We start from the raw sequence: 19,212 nt of genomic DNA, 5'->3' as shown, positions 1-19,212 counted from the left end.
CACATCACAAACTCTTCAGCAATCTGATATAATAAAATTTTATGTTTAGGGGGTAGTCCATCTATATGAACAACCCCCTTTTATTATTTCCCGAAAATAGACGCCAACTTTTCATCCATACTCTTATCTTCTTCACCCTCCCCTGTATATCTTCCAATAATCTGTCCATTGGGGTCAATAAGAATTTTAGTAGGCAAAGCATGTATATTATAAAAGTCCGACTTATCATTTGTACGATCAAAACCGCTGTCTGTTCTCTTCATGCCCCTCAACACATGTTTCCAGATGCCGGTCCCGTCTTTTTCCACCGCCTTTCTCCATGCATCCGGTTTTGAATCATCATCTGAAATACCGATGATTTCAAATCCTTTATCCTTGTATTTACCATACAATTCTTTCAAATGTGGACTACCCTTCCTGCAAGGCAGACACCAGCTGGCCCAGAAGTCAAGCAACACATATTTCCCTTTATAATCTGCAAGACTCAACGGCTTTCCATCAATATCTTCTGAAGAGAATCCCTTTGCCATTGTTCCGGGTATACCTATTTTCTTCCTTTGAATGTCCTCGTTGAGCGACTTTCCATATTTGCTTTGTTTTACTTTTTCAGGGAAACCTGCATACCATTTCTTCAGTGAATCCGCGCTCAGCTCATTAACCTTAAACCGAAGATAATAGGCTGTTACATATGAAGTGGGATACTGGTTCATGGAGCGATCATAGATCTCATCCATATCCATATGGAAAGGTGATAGCACCCAATTCTTCAGCTCCTGGTATTCGAAATTACTACGCTTGTTGACAGCAGACAGTGTATCCATTACCACTTTCCATTTCTTATTCACATACCTGATCTGTTGCTGCATAGCTCCGAATTGCTTTTGCGATGCAGATCCTTCTACCTGTGCATTAGCGAAATTCCCCTCTTCTACCGAAATAGTCATCTTCTTAGGCTCAAGAAAGAGACTTACATTCCCTGAATCATTATAGGAACGGGGATCACTGCTATTCTTCAATGCCGCCATAAAGGGCTCGCTTACATTGCCAGAGAAACGGAAAAGACCATTCTTTACGGTTGCACTGTCTCTGATATAAGTACCCTTATCATCTGCATATTGCAGATAGATATACTTTCCTTTATAACCAGACACTTTTCCGTCCAGCACAAACTGCGCTTTGCAGGGAATAACTGCAGCCAGTGAAATGAGCGTCAATAAATATTTCATAATTGGCTTTATTATTGTTCGTTTTGTTTCATGTTAGCGTTTTCGGTCAGTACATCCAATGGGATACGCAGAACTACATTAGCGGCGGTGGCGTTGACAGTAAGGGGTGTGGAATTAAAAGAGCCATAGTTCCGGATCATGGGAAGACCATTTCTGAAATCATCATAACTGTTATGGCCTTCAAATGCCAGCTCTAACCTGCGTTCCTTCAGAATAGCGTTAAACAGATCCTGCCCGCTTAAACCTGTTAAACGAGTAAGCCCTGCACGCATGTGGATAATATTCAGATCCTCCAGCGCACTGCCATTATCGCCAGCCTTCAACCGCGCCTCAGCCCTGTTCAGATAAACCTCGGCCAGCCGCAAATGATGAACAGCGGCATTACTATAGTATACAGCGGTGTATTTATAGGTATACTTCGTAGTGCTGAACGTATCGATGTTGTTGTTCGGATACTTATCCACCTTGTAAAAATTCCGGCGCAGATCTCCTGCTTCCAATAAACCAAGCAGATCAGGAGAAGGCTTTACCTGTCCGGTTGAATACTGCGTACTGCCTGTATAAACGCCTGTAGGCTGATTAAGCAATATGGGCAGCTGCATGGTACTGATTTCATGATTGACGGCCCATATTGTCTCTTTATTGCTCTGGTTAGGAATTGTATAATAATTGACGTAGTCCGCCCCCTGCAATAACTGGTTTCCACTATTGATGATTACAGAGTCTGCATATTGCGCAGATAGTTTGGCATATTCAGCTGACGGCTGACTGAATGTACCGCTCATATACAGATACACCCTTGATAGTAGCGCAAAAGCAGCATACTTACCGGCATAACTATTAGCATTTACCTGCGAGAACAATGGAATAGCAATCATAAGGTCCTTCAGTATCTGTGCATATGTTTCCTTTATAGTAGCACGGCCCGGTGGATTGCCGGTAGTCATAATGGGCGTAAGGATCAGCGGCACGCCCAGATTGGTTTCCGGATTTTGGTAATAAGGACGCCCATAAACCCTTACCAGGTTAAAAAACATATTGGCACGTAAAAAAAGGTTCTCGGCTTTGGCCTGTAAGATGATCGGATCAGTTTCATCCTCCCTGACATTCTTCAATACCATATTAATACCCAGCAACCCCTGGTAGGAAGCCTGCCAGAACTGATAGGAATAACCATAATCCTTGGACTCAGAATTGGCATAGTTAAAAGCATCTATGTTTTTGGCATCAGCGAGATTGCTCGTGGATGTCTGATCAATGATCCTTACATTATTACCCCTGTATTCACTGATATTAAACCATGAATTTTCATAGTTTGATGATGCGAAATAGCTGTAGTTACCGATCGTAGCCTTTGTATAACCACTCGCTGTAAGGAACTGCTGATCTTCGAAATTGACATTGTGTGGCGTTAGCTCATCCAGCTGTTTATTACAAGCTGTATGAGCCAATAGCAACAACGACAGATACCCCGCAATACCTACACCGCTTAATTTAAATTTTATAATACGCATGATTAAGTTAAAAGTTAAATATCAGGAAATCAGAAACCCGCATTCAGCCCAATGACAAACCTCCTGGGCATTGCACCATTGATACCCGTACCGGCATAACTATTCGATGTTCCACCAATGGTAGCCCCTTCCGGATCAGAAGCGTAGAGCGCCTTATTTTTGATCACAAATACATTATCAGCACTTACGTATACAGAAAGAGAAGACATACTGATCCTCTGCAGCGTACGTGGCAGGAAATCATATGACAAACGGATATTCCTCAATCTTAAATAACTGGCGTTCTGGTAAAGCAATGATGATCCTAAGTTGGTCGCACCCCGCTGACTGAAAGCAGGATCATAGAAGTTGGGATAGTTGGCAGCCTTGTCTCCCGGAGCTTTCCAGAAGTGTTGCTCCTTTGTAGGCGCGGCTATATTAAAACCATTCTGCCAGCCGGTAGGGTCCATAAAGTTCCGCATGTTGTTATTGACAATCTTATTGCCATAAGAGAAGTTAAACAGGGCACTCAATGTAATGTTCCTGTACGTAAACGTATTGGTAAAGCCGCCGAAAAATTTCGGTGTTGCAGATCCCATATTAAGGTAATTCTGTAATCCCGCGGCTTTGGCCAATGGCAGAGAGTCTACTATTGATATGCTTTTGTCGGCATTCATCCGCTGGAACAATGGTCTTCCGTTATCAGGATTCACACCCAGGTAAGGGATCGCCTTCAATGTATTAATGTCCTCGCCTTTATATCGATAATAGCCACCTGTAAAACCATCAATCAACGAATCGCCATATATTTTGGTCAGCCTGTTTTTGTTAAAGCTGATGTTAAATTCAGTCGTCCACTTAAAGTCCTTTGTCTGCACGTTGATGGTCGACAGGTTAATATCTATCCCCTTATTGGTAAGCTCACCGATATTCCGGATCTGTGTTGCAAAACCAATATAGGTAGGTAACTGCACGGATTGCAACAGACCGGCACTACGACGGCTATACAGATCAGTGCTCAGGTTAATACGCTTCCAAAGTTCAAGATCCAATCCTATATTGGTAGTATAAGTCGTCTCCCAGGTAATCTGATCATTTCCCAACCGCTGGATAGTAGAGCCATAGGTATTTGCATCATTATAACGGAACACATCCGCATAGGTAGTAAAATTGAGATAATCAGCGCCTGCTTCCCTGCCGGAGGTACCGTAGGCGGCTCTCAACTTCAGATTGGTAACTGGTTTTACCGATTGCATAAATGATTCCTTACTGATCAGCCATCCCGCACTCAAAGAATAAAAAGTACCATATCGGTTGTTACGACCGAAATTGGTAGAAGCATCTCTTCTCAATGAGGCAGATGCAAAGTATTTCTCTTTGTAATTATCATTCAGCTCTCCAAATACAGAGAAGGAGCCTTTTTCAACAGGAGCTGAAGAATAAGGAGTGGCTATTGTGCCGAATAGCTTGTTAATATAAGTCCCATAATTCTGAAAAGCACCTAATGTACGTTCTCCGGGATAAGGTGACCCATATACCGATACGGAGAAATAACTTGTATTGGTTTTACTGTACTCCTGGCCGGCCAAAGCAGTCAGGGTATGTTCTCCAAACTGTTTACTGGCCGTAATCAGATTCGATGTCAGGAAATAATTAGTTCTGTCATCAGAAACGGTCAACGCACCATTTACATATATTCTGTTGTTTGCAGGGCCATCATAACGGCCCCGGTAAGTCCGCGGATCTTTATAGGAATTAAGATTGTTATTGATGTATTGCAGTGTATTGGTTGTTTGTACGGACAACCATGGCAGGATGTCATACCTTAACTTACCCGTAAGCAGGTAACTTTGTCTTTTGGTAATGGCAGTATTATATGTATAAGAGTATAAAGGATTATCATAGTAGACCGTACCTCTTTTCCCTGAAGAATTATATATATAATTAGGTACAGAATCTGCCAGGGCGCCATTTGCATAATAAGGAGTGACCCATGGGAGGAAAAGGTAATTCTGATTTTCAGATGTGGAAGCAGCATACTTATCGATCAATACATTGGTATTGATGCTAAGCGTAAGTTTGCTATTAATCCGCTGATCGAGGTTCAGGCGGAATGCTTTCCTGTCAAGGTTATCTCCCAGTATTGTTCCATCCTGCCGGGTCCAGTCAAGCGCAGTATATACTTTCGTCTTTTCATTCCCTCCAGACATAGAAAGATTGATGTTACTCTGGTTACCATCCGGATAAAATGTTTTATTACTCCAGTCATAATCATGCTGCAGATCATCGTCTGTATAGATCCTGGTCGTATTAAAGTAGTTATCAAAACTGCCATAGGTGCTATTTAAAGACGGAGATGCCGCGTACAATGACGCCATATAATTATGTATATGAGTACTCAGCTGACTGGTATTCATATAATCTACTAGTCTGTTGTTTTTCACCTTTCCATAACTGGTATTCAGTCCTATTTTCATCTTACCGTTAGCACCACGGCGGGTAACCACCACAATGACACCCTGTGCTGCACGCGATCCATAGATCGCGGTAGAAGCTGCGTCTTTAAGAATAGTAATACTTTCGATATCATTCGGATTGACGATATCCTGGAGGTTTGGAACATTGCTGATAACACCATCTATCACCAGTAAGGGACCGAAATTAGTATTAGACTGGTCTGGCATTGATGCCTGACCATGCATCACCACCTGTCCTCTTGTCGCCACACTACCGCCGTTTTCAACGATGTAAAGTCCGCTGGCCTTTCCTTTCAGCATAGCCAAAGCATTGACAGTGGAGACGCCTTTACGCAGCTCATCGCCTTTAATTGTCTGTAAAGCGCCGGTAATTTCACTGACTTTTTTCTGCTGGTAACCGGTGGAGATAACGATTTCCCCTGCAGTGATGCTCGCCCTGTTCAGGACAATATTAAAATGGTGGTTACTCCCAATTTTGTATTCCCTGGATTCAAATCCGACGAATGAAATAATAAGAACATCACCCTCATAAGCGTCTATGGAGAATCTGCCTTCTTTATCGGTATAGGTGCCATTGGTGTTACCTTTCACCCTGATGGAAGCACCTTCCAGTACTTGTCCGTCGACGCCGGATACTTTTCCCTCTACCATCTCTTTTACAGGAACGACATTATCACCCGACTTAGACTTGGCCTTCGGCGTCAGCGTAATGGTATTATCAGCAATTGTAAAACCAAACGGCTGATCTTTTGTACATGCCTCCATAAATTGTCTCAATGGCATTGCATTCGCTTCTACAGCGACGCTTTTTGTCTCATTCAGATAACTTTTGTTGGCAAAAACAACATAACCGGTTTGTTGCTCAATAGCTTTGAATACCTGTTTCAAAGTGAGATCTTTTCCCTTGAGTGTAACGGTTTGTGCCTGCGTCTGGACGTTTATCTGCAATAATAAAAAAGTAAAGAACAATGCCGTCATCCGTCTGGCCGGAGAAAATTTTAGAAACGGACCACTACGGAACATGCGGAACGCAAAACGATGTTTTTGCATACACTTCTCGTGATGTTTAGTTGTTAGAAATTGGTTGATTCTGAAAAATAAAGACCCTCTCAGGCAGTTCGTCAACTACCCGGCATTATTGGTTGTTTGTCTTTTATGTTATTGGCTAAATCAGGGGAAGACGATCAGTTTTCCATCTTCCAGTTGGCATTTCACACCTGAGACTGCCAGTGTATTCAATAAGTTTTTTAATGTCATATTCCGGCTGATCTTACCGGTGAACTGTATATTCGGTTGGTGGCCCGCATACACCACTTCTATATCATACCAGCGTGCTATCTGATGCATGACTTCATCCAGATCGCTGTCATCAAAGTCAAAAAGATTATTTTTCCATGCTATTACTTTTTCAAGTTCAGGATGGTTCATTACCATCATACCATCCCGGAGAAGCGCTTGTTGTCCGGGTTGTAGTACTGTCTTTTTTGCAACCCGTATACGGCCTTCCAGTAAAGTAGCGGCGATGCTCTTCTCCTCGTTATATGCCTTTATATTAAAGCTTGTCCCTAATACTTCTATCAGTTCTTTCTTATTTACAGTCACCACAAAAGGCATTGCAGCATCTGTGGCTACTTCAAAATAAGCTTCTCCGGTCATCTCTACGCTTCTCGTTTTCCCACGGAACAGCAACGGATAATGAATACTACTGCCTGCATTCAACCATACTTTCGTACCATCCGGCAAAACGAGCCGGTATTGACGACCATTGGGAGTAGAGACTGTATTATATACTACCTCATTCCCTTCACCATTATATACTAACTCACCATTCTGCACCTGCACGCCTTGTCCGCCCTGTAAAGCAACTGTACCATTCCGGAGTGAATCCAATTGTATGACGGTTCCATCTGCCAGTGTCAGCATTGCTCCGCTTCGGCCAGGTTGTATATCTGCCAATACTTTTACATGCTGCGTTTGTACCGGACGTCTTGACAAGTAATACCCACCGCCTGCCAGGATCAGCAGCAACACGACGGCACTTGCCGCCATCCATCTGCGAACAGGCATTCTGCGATAAAGCGGCTTAGGTAATTCATTATGTATCACAGACATCACATGCTGCTCAAGCCGCTGGTCTATTTCCGGAAGCGAATATTCCTGCTGCAGCTGAAAATCAAACAGCTCTCTCAGCCGGGAATCAAGGACCTGCATCTGCTCTTCATCTTCCAGCAATTGCCGGAATTGCGACATTTCCTCTGCAGTCAATGTCTCTGTCAGATACTTATCCAATAGCTCCTTTATAGCAGCATCATTCATAATATTATCCTTTAGCGCGCCCTGTTCAGATATAAAGACGCACTTTTTTTAAAGTACATAGATCAGGGATGCACTTTTTTTAAAAAAAGATAGAACACAGCGATATCCATAATATACAGAGCTCCGGAAACCCTGCCAGTTCGGCCCTGATAAAGCTCAAAGCCGCCATCAGCTGCTGATTGACTGTCCCTGACGAAATCTTTAGTTCATCGGCGATCTGCTGATGCGTTTTATTTTCAAGGCGGCTCATGACAAACACCTGTTTCCTGCGGGGAGGAAGCCGGTTAATGATTTCATGCAGACGGCTACTCAGCTCTTTAAACTGGAGCTGCCTTTCTGGTGTCCAGCTATAGGCCTGGTCCACTTCCGGATCTGTGGGAATGAATTTTTTGCGGAGTTCTGAAATGGTATAGTTGCGGGTTACAATAAAAAGATAATTTTCGAAGGAGTTCAGCTGATCTAAGCCCTCGCGGTAATGCCATATTTTCAAAAAAACGTCCTGTGTGATTTCTTCCGCCCTTTCAGGAGATTTAATAATACTGAGCGTGTGCATAAACACAGGCATTCTGTATTTTTTAAATATAGCTGCAAAGGCCCTGGTATCCCCTTTGGCGATGGCGGCAAGCAACTCTTTTTCCTCGTATGACTGTTCACTCGACAATGTGATATAATAATGCCTATAAATGTACAAATTTGCGCATGTAGATCCCAAACCTATTTGTCACTTTCTAAAATAGCCAGGCAAAACCCTGTTTTGTGCTGGCCATCAAAGGTCATTGAAAGACGAAGCTATTTCATATGAAGTCGTTTTAATATGAAAGAGGTTACTTATACAAATATATAAGGAAGCGGGAGCCAACTGAAGACAATGAGGAGTAAATCAATCAAAACAACGATTCATATAATACACATGCCCAACAGGCCTGCTCTTCCGCTCCTGCAATTGTTTTGACGTGTCGTTTATACAAAGTGCTGTCTTTGTACTGTCAATCGATTGAATAAATATTTAAGGGGGGGCTGGCATCCTGCGCAGAAACGCCTGTGCAGTAACTACAGGCAATTATAATGGACAGAAGATGTCGTTTCATGCTTCTAAAATTAAAGTTCCACACCTATTTAGGGAACCTGCCCAAATCTCACCGCTGTTATTTAATTAATAATTCAAACTCCATTAACCTGTTGAGTGCTGTCAACGCCCATTGAGTTGGATTACTGGAAAAACTGGAAATTCTCATTGTAAAATTTCCTTTGGGCAGACCGGTGATACTATAAGCGGTAGTATCCCCAGCTGGACTCAGAACCGGCGCCTGGCGAAATGACATCTCATTATCATCCTTGTCCATAATACGGATGTCCTGTGTAAAACCTTTTATTACATAATTAGTGATACTAAAACTTCCACCAGTTGAAATAATTTCCCTATTGCGGGGAAAGGGCTTATCCGAATAATTAAAGTAATCGCACCAAATTGTTGGGAACTGATCGAATTCTGTCTGTGTGGGATATGTTTCTAATAAGGTCCATTTGGGATCATCCGGATAATGAGAAGCAATCAGAAACGATGGAGGCGTCATAAAGTAGAAATAGTTTACCTTATGAAGGTCTTTATCAGAGCCTCCCCAGGTGCAATCAAAGAGAAACCATTTCCCTTCCACAGTCACAGCGTTCCAGGCATGTGAACCAGGACCACTTGTCAAAGTGGTCCTGGTTTTGCCATATATATCTTCGCATTTCAATCCTGCTTTTTCAAACATTTCTTTAGCGAGACCGCTAATTTCCGAACAAATTCCAGTTCTTTTTTTCAATACTTCTGCCGGGCTTTTAAATGGATAGGTAGCAGTATTATTAAGACTCAATACATATCCTTCATAATCATAATAAATATTAATACAAATCCAGTCAAAAATGGCTCTTGCTTTACGATGCTGATCATTAAAAGGACGAATGATTAATGCAACCAGATCATCCGTTTTCAGAGTAGTATCCGCTTTAATCTCCGTCACATATTTATCTACCGGTGTATAGTCAATTTTTTGAGCGTTGCTATAGCCCATAAGAAGACACAAAACAGACAATATTACAGCACATTTTTTCATCATTTTTATACTGGATTTTCTATTAAATTATTGGATTTCCACATCATACCCGTTAAAGTTCGAGCTTGCTTTAAATTCAACAGTTGGTTTCATTCCTTTATTCTTCATATAGTCTAGCATTTTTACCCTTTGTTCCATCAGATTATTCCAGCCATTAGTTCCAAATTGCTGATCGAGAATCATTTTCCGTTGGTCAGTCTTTCCCTTATGCCCACCGATATCCTCAATTCTTAATCCCGTTTTAGGATCAAATGTTTCGTACATATTCGCATCCCGGCGATAATTTTTACTCAGCTGGAAAAATGCCTCAGAAGATGTTGACCTGTAAAGTAGTATAACCTTGGTCTTTCCTGCCTCTTTTGCAAGTTTGATTATCTGATTCATCATATCTACCTGTTCCTTTGACAAAGTAATCCATGGATCCTGAGTCGGCGCAGCTGATCTGAATGTTCTTTTTATCACTTCTTTCTCTTTCGGCGGTCCTCCCCCACCCCCGGGTTTTTCCTCCTCCTTCTTTTTACCATCCCCCTTCTCTTCGTCAACAGGATCCTTGTCTGGTATATCCTGAAATATTGGTCTAACTGGTAATACAGGTATGTTTATAAGTCCTTTATTTATGACTATTTTAAGTTTGTCAGGTTTAATTTTACGTATATACTCCGCTTTGAATCTGAACATAATTGTTTTCTCCGTTCCTATTTCGCTCCGTTGAAAATAGTAACCGATTCTTTGGAAGAAACTAGGATCATCAATCCATTTTTTTTGGAAGTTAAAACATTTTAATACGTTGTTATCATTATTAAAGATTGCGCCTCCGTAATTTCCTGCAACCCCTCCTAAAACACCTCCTATAATTGCGCCTGTAAGTGTTGTCGTCTTCTTGTCATAACCATTATTGTTTGCAATCATGTAACCGGCAGTAGCTCCAACAGCAAATCCCGCAGTAGCGCCCAGGAACACTCCAAGCGGTGAGTCTCCATTAGGATCTGAAAAATTGATAGGATCGTTGAAATTACTGTTATATGGCGAATAATTAACCATAGTTTCCTGTAGAGGATCTTGCTGCCACCATCTACCTGTCTGCGGATCAAGATTGCGGTAAGCAGCATCATAAATCTCGAGATCAAAATCCGATATTTTCTCAATACCGTTGTAAAGATAATTATTCTCCAATCGGCTTAATGCTTGGCTACTTAACCCTCTCATCTGCAATCCAAAGGGATAGTATGAGTCCTCCTGAAGCAAATGACCACTCGTATGTTTGACAACCAGATCGTCAAAATAAACATCAGCGTTGCTTTCATTTGACAAATAAACGTACAGATAACCATTTTTCCTGACATCTAATTGCCCGGTCAATGGGATAATTTCCCCTGGAGATGAGACCCTTACTGGGTTGCCTTCAATCATTTTAAAATTATCGTCAAACAATACATAGTTAAGATATGCCTTGGGAACCTGCGATGGAGGATTGGCGTTGTTCTTATTCTGTAAGAATGTGTTCATATCCTCTTTATTGAGAATAAGTCCATTCCCCGTTCCCTGAAGAATATTATCATGTCCGTTCGGAATTACGGCAACAGGGCCTAGTAAAGAATTGATAAGCTGATTCAGAATTATCTCCGGCAGTTCATTAGGTGTATTGTTTGATACCGAATTGTTAGCATAATAAGACTGTACTCCTACTTCTACTTTATCACCTGCCATCACCCTAAGGACTTTCGCTGTGCCAATTTTTCTATCAGGATCACCACTGTTCAATTTAACAAACTGCCTGTTGCTACCAGTTCCCTGATAATCATAAAACTTATGCCCCGCAGGGATTACATCTACATATTTTGGGAAATTAAAACTTTCCCTTTCCGGAATAGCAGGCGTTGGCTGAGGATTAGTTTCATGTGATGCTTTATAGTATACCTCATTCGTTTCCTCTGTAATTACAGTACGGGTATTCCCTCTATTATCGGAAATAAAATAATCATATATCATTTGCCCGTTAGCATTCACACGGACCCGCCCTTGCGGTTGGGGAAATAAAAGTAACTTATCATTCTTGTAGATATATCCACTGTTATAAGTATACGTATAGGTATTTGTACCATCTTTTACAATCCTTTGTAATCGCTGTCCCTGAGCATTATATACAAAACTTATACTTTTAGTGGCATCATTGTCAAAGGTTATCTTTTCTGGTTTATTCAACCATGAGTTATATACAATGGTAATCCCCTTATTCAAATCGTTAATAAGATTACCATTTTCATCATAATTGTATTCTACAGCTGTATGTACCCCATCTTTAAAATCACCTTGCTGCTTGTTTCCTTTGCTATCTTCCACAGCTACAAGCGTATTACTCCAGTTATTATTATCATATGTATACTGTAGGTCATCTATACCTGATTTCACCTTTCCCAGTAACATCCCATCCTGTTTCAATTTTTTGATATTTCCGTTTGCATCATACTCCAGATCGTATACTTTATAATCCACATCGGTATTATTCCAGTTGCTACCTGTATTTTGTGTATAGTCAGCTTTTGCAAGCCCTCCTCCACTGTTGTATCCGAAGCCATACGCATGCCATTCATCGGGATCGCCTTTTCTGCGCCATGTTACACCAGACAACTTATCGTCTGTTCTTCCATTCTGGAAGCCATCATCATAAAAGAACTGCATACCAAAGTAGTTGCCAGCTGACTTATCTTTCGCATATGCCGCATTCATACCAGTTATCCTTCCCTGAAAATCATAATCGTACTGTAATGTTTCAAGTGTTCCCAGCTTATTCTGGGTAATGCGCCCCCATTCATCATAATCATACTCACCCACTAACTTTGAAACCGCTTGCCCGTTCACAATTTCATGATAGACCTTCATTATTCTACCATTCTCATATTCATTGCGGACACGTGTTCTCACTTCGTTCAGTGTAACAGCTTTAGGATTTTTAACTATACTATAGACAGAAAGGACATTGCCAGCAAAGTCATATTGGAAAGTGACAATATCTTTACCCCCGCTTATATTATCAGACTGACACTGAATAGCGTTTCCATAACGGTCATAAAAAAATGTTGTTGATAACCATTGATCTGTGCCTAATACTTTTACTTTATAACCGGTCGGAATCCCTTTAACTTCATAGTCAGGTTCTACATTCAGCGGATATTTGTTATTTCCCGCGCTTACCTGAAAGTCATCACTAAATTTCGCAGCCCCTGACCAATTATAGTTATCATAGTAGGCTGTTACCAGTGGCTCATAGTTACCATAGTCAAAACCAGGGATGATACTTAAGGGTCTGGACTCCACAGTCCCCGGAGCATTGGGATTTATATCAGCTGCAATCTCGTCATTTACGTTTGTTTCAAATCCGTCAATAAATACTATCGAGTTTTTTGCAATGTAGGATGATACTCCTTCTTCACGTTTATCAATGTACAAATCAGAGATTGCTGGTATGGTAATAGACGTCGTTCTCGCAGATGCAGCAGCTGCATCTATCTGAGTCTGAAGACTTGGTCTCGTAGCACTGGCGTTCTTATATACTGCCCGCATTACCTGACGATCGATATGGTCGTAAAAAAACAATATCCATTCTCCTTTATTATTGGAGCGCAATTTGGCATCTTGTGCGAAGATCAGTCGGTCCCTGTTATCATATACCATATATGTCGGCCCGTCCGTTCCTGGCTTTTGAGAACTGATTATACGCCCTTTTACATCGTATAGATATCTGGTAGATAGTTGCTCTAATATTGAAGTTGCTCCTGAAAAGTTCCAGTTGTTATTAGCCACACAATAAGCTGTCGCCAAAGGAGGAAGAATATAACGAAGATTACCTATAGCATCATATATATAGTAGGTTCTTGCACCGTCACCAGGATTATCTGCACCATTTCTTTGGTCAGATTCAAGCACTGTACGGCCTTCTTTATCTGTATAGGTATAGATCTTATTACCTTCGTCATTTGTATAAATGCTTACAGTAAGCGCACCAGGCTCATATAATGCACTACTGGAAGGTATATCATTATCATTATCACCTATTACCCATATTCTTACTTTGTCAGCTACCGTATTCACTCTCAATTCAGACCTCGCCCCCTTATTTATTCCAGCCGCCCTCTTACCCGGACCACTCCCTATACTATTCCTCGGAGCTATTGAATTTTCTTCCGAATATGTGGAATAAAAGTGGCTTTCTTTACCCGCAGTGAGTGTATTATAGTAGGCTTGTTGTGCTGTTCCAGCGTCTACACGGAACTGACCTGCATTATTGGCGTCAGTAGCAGCTACATAAGGCAAAGGCGTTATCTTTTCAACACCAAATTTATCATAGACAGATTGCGACACGATATCTTTTCCGCTTCTACTACGCTTATAGTAAACACTTTGTATGGGACGGGAAATACCATCCTGATAAGTAATCTGTTTTCTATAATCCGCATCAGACAATGGCGTACCAGGATTCTCCCAGTTTACCACATTGGGTTTGAGAATATCCACAGTCGTTCTTTTGCGCAGATTAGCCGTCACAAGTCCACTATATCCAGGAAAGCCCACAACCGGCACAGTAGTGTTAACCGTCGTAGCTGCCGGCGCATTCTGCGTAACATTATTATTAAGAAAGAGTTGTATTGAATTAGAGAAACTCTCCTGACCTCCAGAACTTACCTTCCGATGGAAATACTTTGTAGCAGTCACTGCTGCTGGTTGATAAGTCTGGGCTGTAGCGCCGCTAATCAATGTCCAGTTAGTTTCGTCATCAGAATATTCCCATTGATAAGAATAAGCACCTGCACCTCCAGTAGCGCCAGCCACATTACCTAATACTGATGGGGTAACACCTGGAGCAATGTATTGCGCTCCGGATATCTCACCTCCTGTTAACTTTTCCTGAACAGATATGATAGCTTCGTTAGAATTCAATGAAAACTTTCGTCTGTAATAAATAGTTCCCGTGGTGGTTGCTATTTCATGTAATTCATTACTCCCCCTTCCATTATTAATAGCCACCCAGTTCATTCCATCAGTCGATTTTTCCCATATCTGAACAGGCATCGGAGTCTGTATACTTACGGGAGACCTGGTATTTTTAATATAAATGATATCTCCTTTTACAAAAACATATTTCTCTGGAGCAATTGTACCAGGATCAACACTTATCGTCTGCGCTTTAGCTCTAGATAAATAGCTGCAGAGAAAAGGTATAAGGAATAAGACTACTTTATTTATAATTCGCATACTATTATCATTAATTAAGAGGGGTCCAATCAATAGTTATACTCATAATGCTTTAACATATTGCTATACTGGTCAAACAAGCTTATGGGACGATTTTGATTATCATATTGATATATCAATATCTTATTGTTTTCATCTATAGAAGAAATTATATTCCCTTTTTTGTCATAGTCATAAGTCTGCATAACGGCATCAGATGGATAAAGTCTCAGATTGTCGAGTGTAACTGATCCTGATAGAACAATATCAGATGTCCCCATGGTAAACTCATGTTCAAAGTAGGTATAGTTATTATACTTATTAAGTTTTATAAAAGTATTGGTATAGTTCAGAGTAACTGGTTGCGGATTTGTTGCGATAGCCCCTGTTGTAACCCAATAGCTAATCTTATATTTTTTACCCGCCACAAGACCTGTTGCGCTTTTAGTAATATTCCCGTTGGCGAGTTTATAATAAAAAGTACCCGTCATCGGCTTCGGCGTTTGTATAGTACCATTACTTTCATCCGCGGCGATACCACTAAATGAATATGCCCATGTTCCATTTTCGGCCTCCTCAAATCCTGCATATGCAGTTTCCGAATAGGCAGCATTTGTTGTCAGGGCTAACATTTGACGCCAATAGTCATGAATATAGCTATTGATCTCACCTTTTGTTTCTACCTGCGATACGTTGCCAAAAATATCATATGCATATTTGACATCTTCTTTAAAATAAGCTGGCGCTCTGTTCAACACACCATTAAATACACCAATGGTACCTTCCGCAACCGGTTTGTTACTAAAAAATTGATAGGAAGATGAGGGCAAAACTGCACCGTTAGTCTGCACGACAAAATTAGAAAATACGCCGTTCACTATTTTTCTATCTGTACCGTTTACCAACCAGGTTTCTGTAGCAACAGTTGTATTAATCTCATTGTTACTGGTCATTGAAGTCAAAACACTATTAGCACTGTAGTTGTAAGGATAGTAGATCCTTTCCTCAATGACCTCGTTTTTACTGTTTGTTGTGGTGATCTTCTTTAAGTTATAATAGTTGAGATCATATTCATAGTCAGTAATATTGGTTGTAATATTCCCGTTCAGATCAAAAAAACGCTCTGTTTCTCTCACCAATTCTGCTCTTCCGGTAACAGGATAGTACGTCTCTGAATAAAAATTAATCTTACTTCTCAAACTATTTTGCAATGTCCACGGAGACACACTATTATATTCATCACATTTGCAGGAGACCATTATAGAATCTGAAAGTGATGTCGAGATGACCTTATATTCATTAAAAACATCCTTTATCACTTTACCGGAAGCACTATATGTAGTAACATTTCTTGGATTTCCAATTGCCCAGCTTTGCACACGTTGTGCAGCAGAATAAGGAGGATTTAGTTTTGTGGTATATGGCTCCTTGTCTCCAAAATCAGTATATTGATATACAATTTTTCCTTTATTAGCAGCCTCAGTACCGTGTATGACTTCAACCCTGCTATAAAAGAATGGTAGAGGGTTTGTTGTAAATAAAGGATATGCCGCCCAGGAGCGGGTATTATAAGTAGCTGTTTCCGCCTTATTACCTATGAAAAAAGAAATAATATCATCTATTAGTTTCGTAAGTTCTGAGGCTTGAATACCCGAGCTTAACGTGGGATTACCGCTATAAATTGATACCGCAGTATTAACGGCATAGGAAATAATTTTACTAGCCATGTGAGTGCCATTCGACACATAATATGATGAATTATCCTTTGTATATGTACCTGTCTCATATCCCGTACCAGATGAGGAACCATCAGCATTTCTATATTTATAGGTAACAACCTGATCATTAGCATGATCAATACCATCGTACAATGTTGCGCTTGCAACCCTCACTCCACCATAATATTGTTCAGTACCATTATTGAAATAGCTGTTATTTTCATAATCATACTGCAAATATCCCCCCGCAGCATAGTTAACCTTATCAAGCATTCCCATTTGTGCAGCCATCCTGACCTGGGTTGATAGTGGATTAGTAGCAGCCGGTAACCGGTACTGATCATTAAAGAAATCGTCCAGACGACGGCCATAGGCAAAGACGCCTATAAAATATCCATACATATCCTGCCACATTGACCCCCGACCCGGAACAATTCCCGGCTTATAATCAAAAGACATATATGGCTTGGGACTTCCTGATATTACGTTTTCGATGGACATTAAAGACAGTCGTAGATTGGCCTTCGCCGTAGCAGTTGCTGCAGGAGCATCTGCATAGTTCATAAAGGAACCGACATTATGATACCGATAGTTAAAATTGTAATTAGCAATGACTGCATTTTCATCACGTGCTGTAACCTTAAGTGCCGTAAGTACAGGTTCACCCACAAGATCCTGCCTCGTATTATCGTAAGTAAATGTTAAAGTAGCATAACCTCCTGCGTATATAGTAGCCAAACGCATTTTTACCCCTGCAAACTGCTGATTGAAAATGGTATAATTGATGTTGTCTACCTCATTAGCAGCATTTAAAGTAGCAGTTTTTATAGGCAGGCCCAAAAAAGAATAGTCCACAGAATAACTATCATAAACATAATTAATAGCCTTTTGCGTTCGGACATTCTTTACCTGCGTCAAGTACCAGTTGTTAACTACATACTTGCCTGTATGATAGGGAGTAACAGTCACTTCATCGGATGTTGGAATCGGGTCGCCCGGATGTATTACTTTTATTGGTCCGCTAATCGGCGGGGGACTTACTGCTTCATCTCTATCTGTTGTGAATATCTCACTCAATTCTTTGTTGCTAAACGTATATTGAGTTCCATCTTCAGTAATTATTTCAAACCTTGTAATTCTGGTAATCACATTTGAGGAAGACATATCTGCTTCAAATAACCTTACTTTTAACTTTGAATCCCCTATAACCGTTACAGGGTATTCAGTATCACCAGATTTCTTTCTGCCTATTACGAAGCTACCCGAACGACCGTTAAAGCTGAAGAAGAAAACATCAGCCTCCCTGTCCCATCCATTATACTCTCTTTTCAATGTTCCAACATCGCTATAACAATCAGTCAGCAGAGATGTGTAAGGAGCATACATTCTTCCAGTACCCGTTTTGTTAATTCCAAGGTTACCATACTGATCGTCTGGTTTACCCATAGTCATTCTGCTAATAGAGCCACCAGCGTTTATTTTCCATCCTAGACCTACCTCTGAAGCCATATCATTCACCTTCACACCATTACCGGCTGTATAGGTTACATTTACATTCAGCGCAAGCTTATCCCCATCACTATAAGAGTATAAAGGAACGCTAAGCTCTACGCCTCCGGTAATAGAGTTAACCTGCGCTCTTGAACTGGCCGTGAAAAAAAAGGGAATTAACAGGAGAATAGATCTCCACCATCTTGAATTTACCGTTTTACAGTAATACATTATTCGACGCACTTTATTATTGAGATATTATTGTTTATAACACTGTAAACATTACAGTTATCCCATTCGCGTCAGATTGAATTATCTAACGCAAACATCAATGGAAATAGCTAAGAAGATATAGGATTTATAGCCATAAGGGTAAAACAATACGAACAGGCATATAGGGAAATCTAATACATTCTCTTATACACAAAAATAATGTTATAGCAACAAAAGAATATAACACATTTGTTGTACTCTATTTTCTTCATTTCATTGAGACCATAATCGGAAGATTTCTTGCTTGTTAAGCCAATATCTAACATTGACTTCTCAACTGACAAATTTCTAATCACCCAAACAGATTTTGTCAAGTTATAAAAAGAATAATTATTTTCTTATATGAATCCAACAGCTTATAGTGGTGGTCTTTGAAATAAAACCACATATGGTTGCCTATATAATTCCGGACCGCTAATAATTCTGCTATTTTTATCCGCCCTTCGTTGACCAGAGAGGGGCAATAAACATGTAAAAAATATGATCTGGCTCCGTCATTTAATGACTAGGTCTTTTATGAAAAAATGAATAAATCCAGAATTTTACTTTGTAATACCTCGCTAATTCTATTTCTGAGCTGGAGGGTTAGCTGATTCTCCTGTTATCGTATAATAACTTTGATAAGGCTTTGTACTCTTCCAAATATAGATAGTGTCACTCGATAGCTCTCTGTATATCACTTTTTAACCTCGATTCAGCTGTTCATCTCCATCACGTGCAATTTTGCTTAATACCTCATCTCCGTATTACCTAACATTTCAAAAATAAATTCTGTCAAAACTGTCATATAACAGATTTAGCATTTAATAAATTAACATACAACAACCTGTTAAGATCGTTTTTCATTGAAAACGAAACGATTACGTTTCCACAACGCAAACATGGCCCATATC

At 40.4% G+C, this 19,212-nt stretch carries 8 protein-coding genes; all 8 read right to left on the bottom strand.

The window, feature by feature from the left end; genetic code table 11:
- Positions 1-83 precede the first annotated feature (83 nt).
- The gene (locus CPIN_RS10440) at positions 84-1,226 is read right to left on the bottom strand and encodes a TlpA disulfide reductase family protein (protein WP_012789751.1); all 1,143 of its coding nucleotides are present in this window, start codon (positions 1,224-1,226) and stop codon (positions 84-86) included.
- Positions 1,227-1,237: 11 nt separating this feature from the next.
- The gene (locus tag CPIN_RS10435) at positions 1,238-2,740 is read right to left on the bottom strand and encodes a RagB/SusD family nutrient uptake outer membrane protein (protein ID WP_012789750.1); all 1,503 of its coding nucleotides are present in this window, start codon (positions 2,738-2,740) and stop codon (positions 1,238-1,240) included.
- Between the two features lie 29 nt (positions 2,741-2,769).
- Positions 2,770-6,246 carry a SusC/RagA family TonB-linked outer membrane protein gene (locus CPIN_RS10430; RefSeq protein ID WP_012789749.1) on the bottom strand — a complete coding sequence of 1,159 codons (3,477 nt, stop codon included), beginning with the start codon at positions 6,244-6,246 and terminating at the stop codon, positions 2,770-2,772.
- A 120-nt stretch (positions 6,247-6,366) separates the two neighbouring features.
- Positions 6,367-7,512, bottom strand: coding sequence for a FecR family protein (locus CPIN_RS10425; RefSeq protein WP_012789748.1), 1,146 nt, complete (start codon positions 7,510-7,512; stop codon positions 6,367-6,369).
- Positions 7,513-7,591: 79 nt separating this feature from the next.
- The gene (locus tag CPIN_RS10420) at positions 7,592-8,173 is read right to left on the bottom strand and encodes an RNA polymerase sigma factor (protein WP_044218280.1); all 582 of its coding nucleotides are present in this window, start codon (positions 8,171-8,173) and stop codon (positions 7,592-7,594) included.
- Positions 8,174-8,657: 484 nt separating this feature from the next.
- A complete protein-coding gene (locus CPIN_RS10415) occupies positions 8,658-9,611 on the bottom strand; it encodes a transglutaminase domain-containing protein (RefSeq protein WP_012789746.1) in 954 nt (317 codons plus the stop codon).
- A gap of 24 nt (positions 9,612-9,635) precedes the next feature.
- A complete protein-coding gene (locus tag CPIN_RS10410) occupies positions 9,636-14,858 on the bottom strand; it encodes a DUF8696 domain-containing protein (protein ID WP_012789745.1) in 5,223 nt (1,740 codons plus the stop codon).
- 29 nt (positions 14,859-14,887) lie between these two features.
- A complete protein-coding gene (locus CPIN_RS10405) occupies positions 14,888-18,277 on the bottom strand; it encodes an RHS repeat domain-containing protein (protein WP_012789744.1) in 3,390 nt (1,129 codons plus the stop codon).
- Between the last annotated feature and the right edge of the window lie 935 nt (positions 18,278-19,212).

Origin of the sequence: Chitinophaga pinensis DSM 2588 (assembly GCF_000024005.1) — a bacterium.
GTDB classification, from domain to species: Bacteria; Bacteroidota; Bacteroidia; order Chitinophagales; family Chitinophagaceae; genus Chitinophaga; species Chitinophaga pinensis.
The sequence above is the reverse complement of the archived record's forward strand: the minus strand, read 5'-3'. Positions and strand labels throughout refer to the sequence as shown.

Bases quoted from the DNA above. Each gene is read 5' to 3' on its own strand.
- CPIN_RS10440 (WP_012789751.1), bottom strand. From the start codon at position 1,226: ATGAAATATTTATTGACGCTCATTTCACTGGCTGCAGTTATTCCCTGC.
- CPIN_RS10435 (WP_012789750.1), bottom strand. From the start codon at position 2,740: ATGCGTATTATAAAATTTAAATTAAGCGGTGTAGGTATTGCGGGGTAT.
- CPIN_RS10430 (WP_012789749.1), bottom strand. From the start codon at position 6,246: ATGCAAAAACATCGTTTTGCGTTCCGCATGTTCCGTAGTGGTCCGTTT.
- CPIN_RS10425 (WP_012789748.1), bottom strand. From the start codon at position 7,512: ATGAATGATGCTGCTATAAAGGAGCTATTGGATAAGTATCTGACAGAG.
- CPIN_RS10415 (WP_012789746.1), bottom strand. From the start codon at position 9,611: ATGATGAAAAAATGTGCTGTAATATTGTCTGTTTTGTGTCTTCTTATG.
- CPIN_RS10410 (WP_012789745.1), bottom strand. From the start codon at position 14,858: ATGCGAATTATAAATAAAGTAGTCTTATTCCTTATACCTTTTCTCTGC.
- CPIN_RS10405 (WP_012789744.1), bottom strand. From the start codon at position 18,277: ATGTATTACTGTAAAACGGTAAATTCAAGATGGTGGAGATCTATTCTC.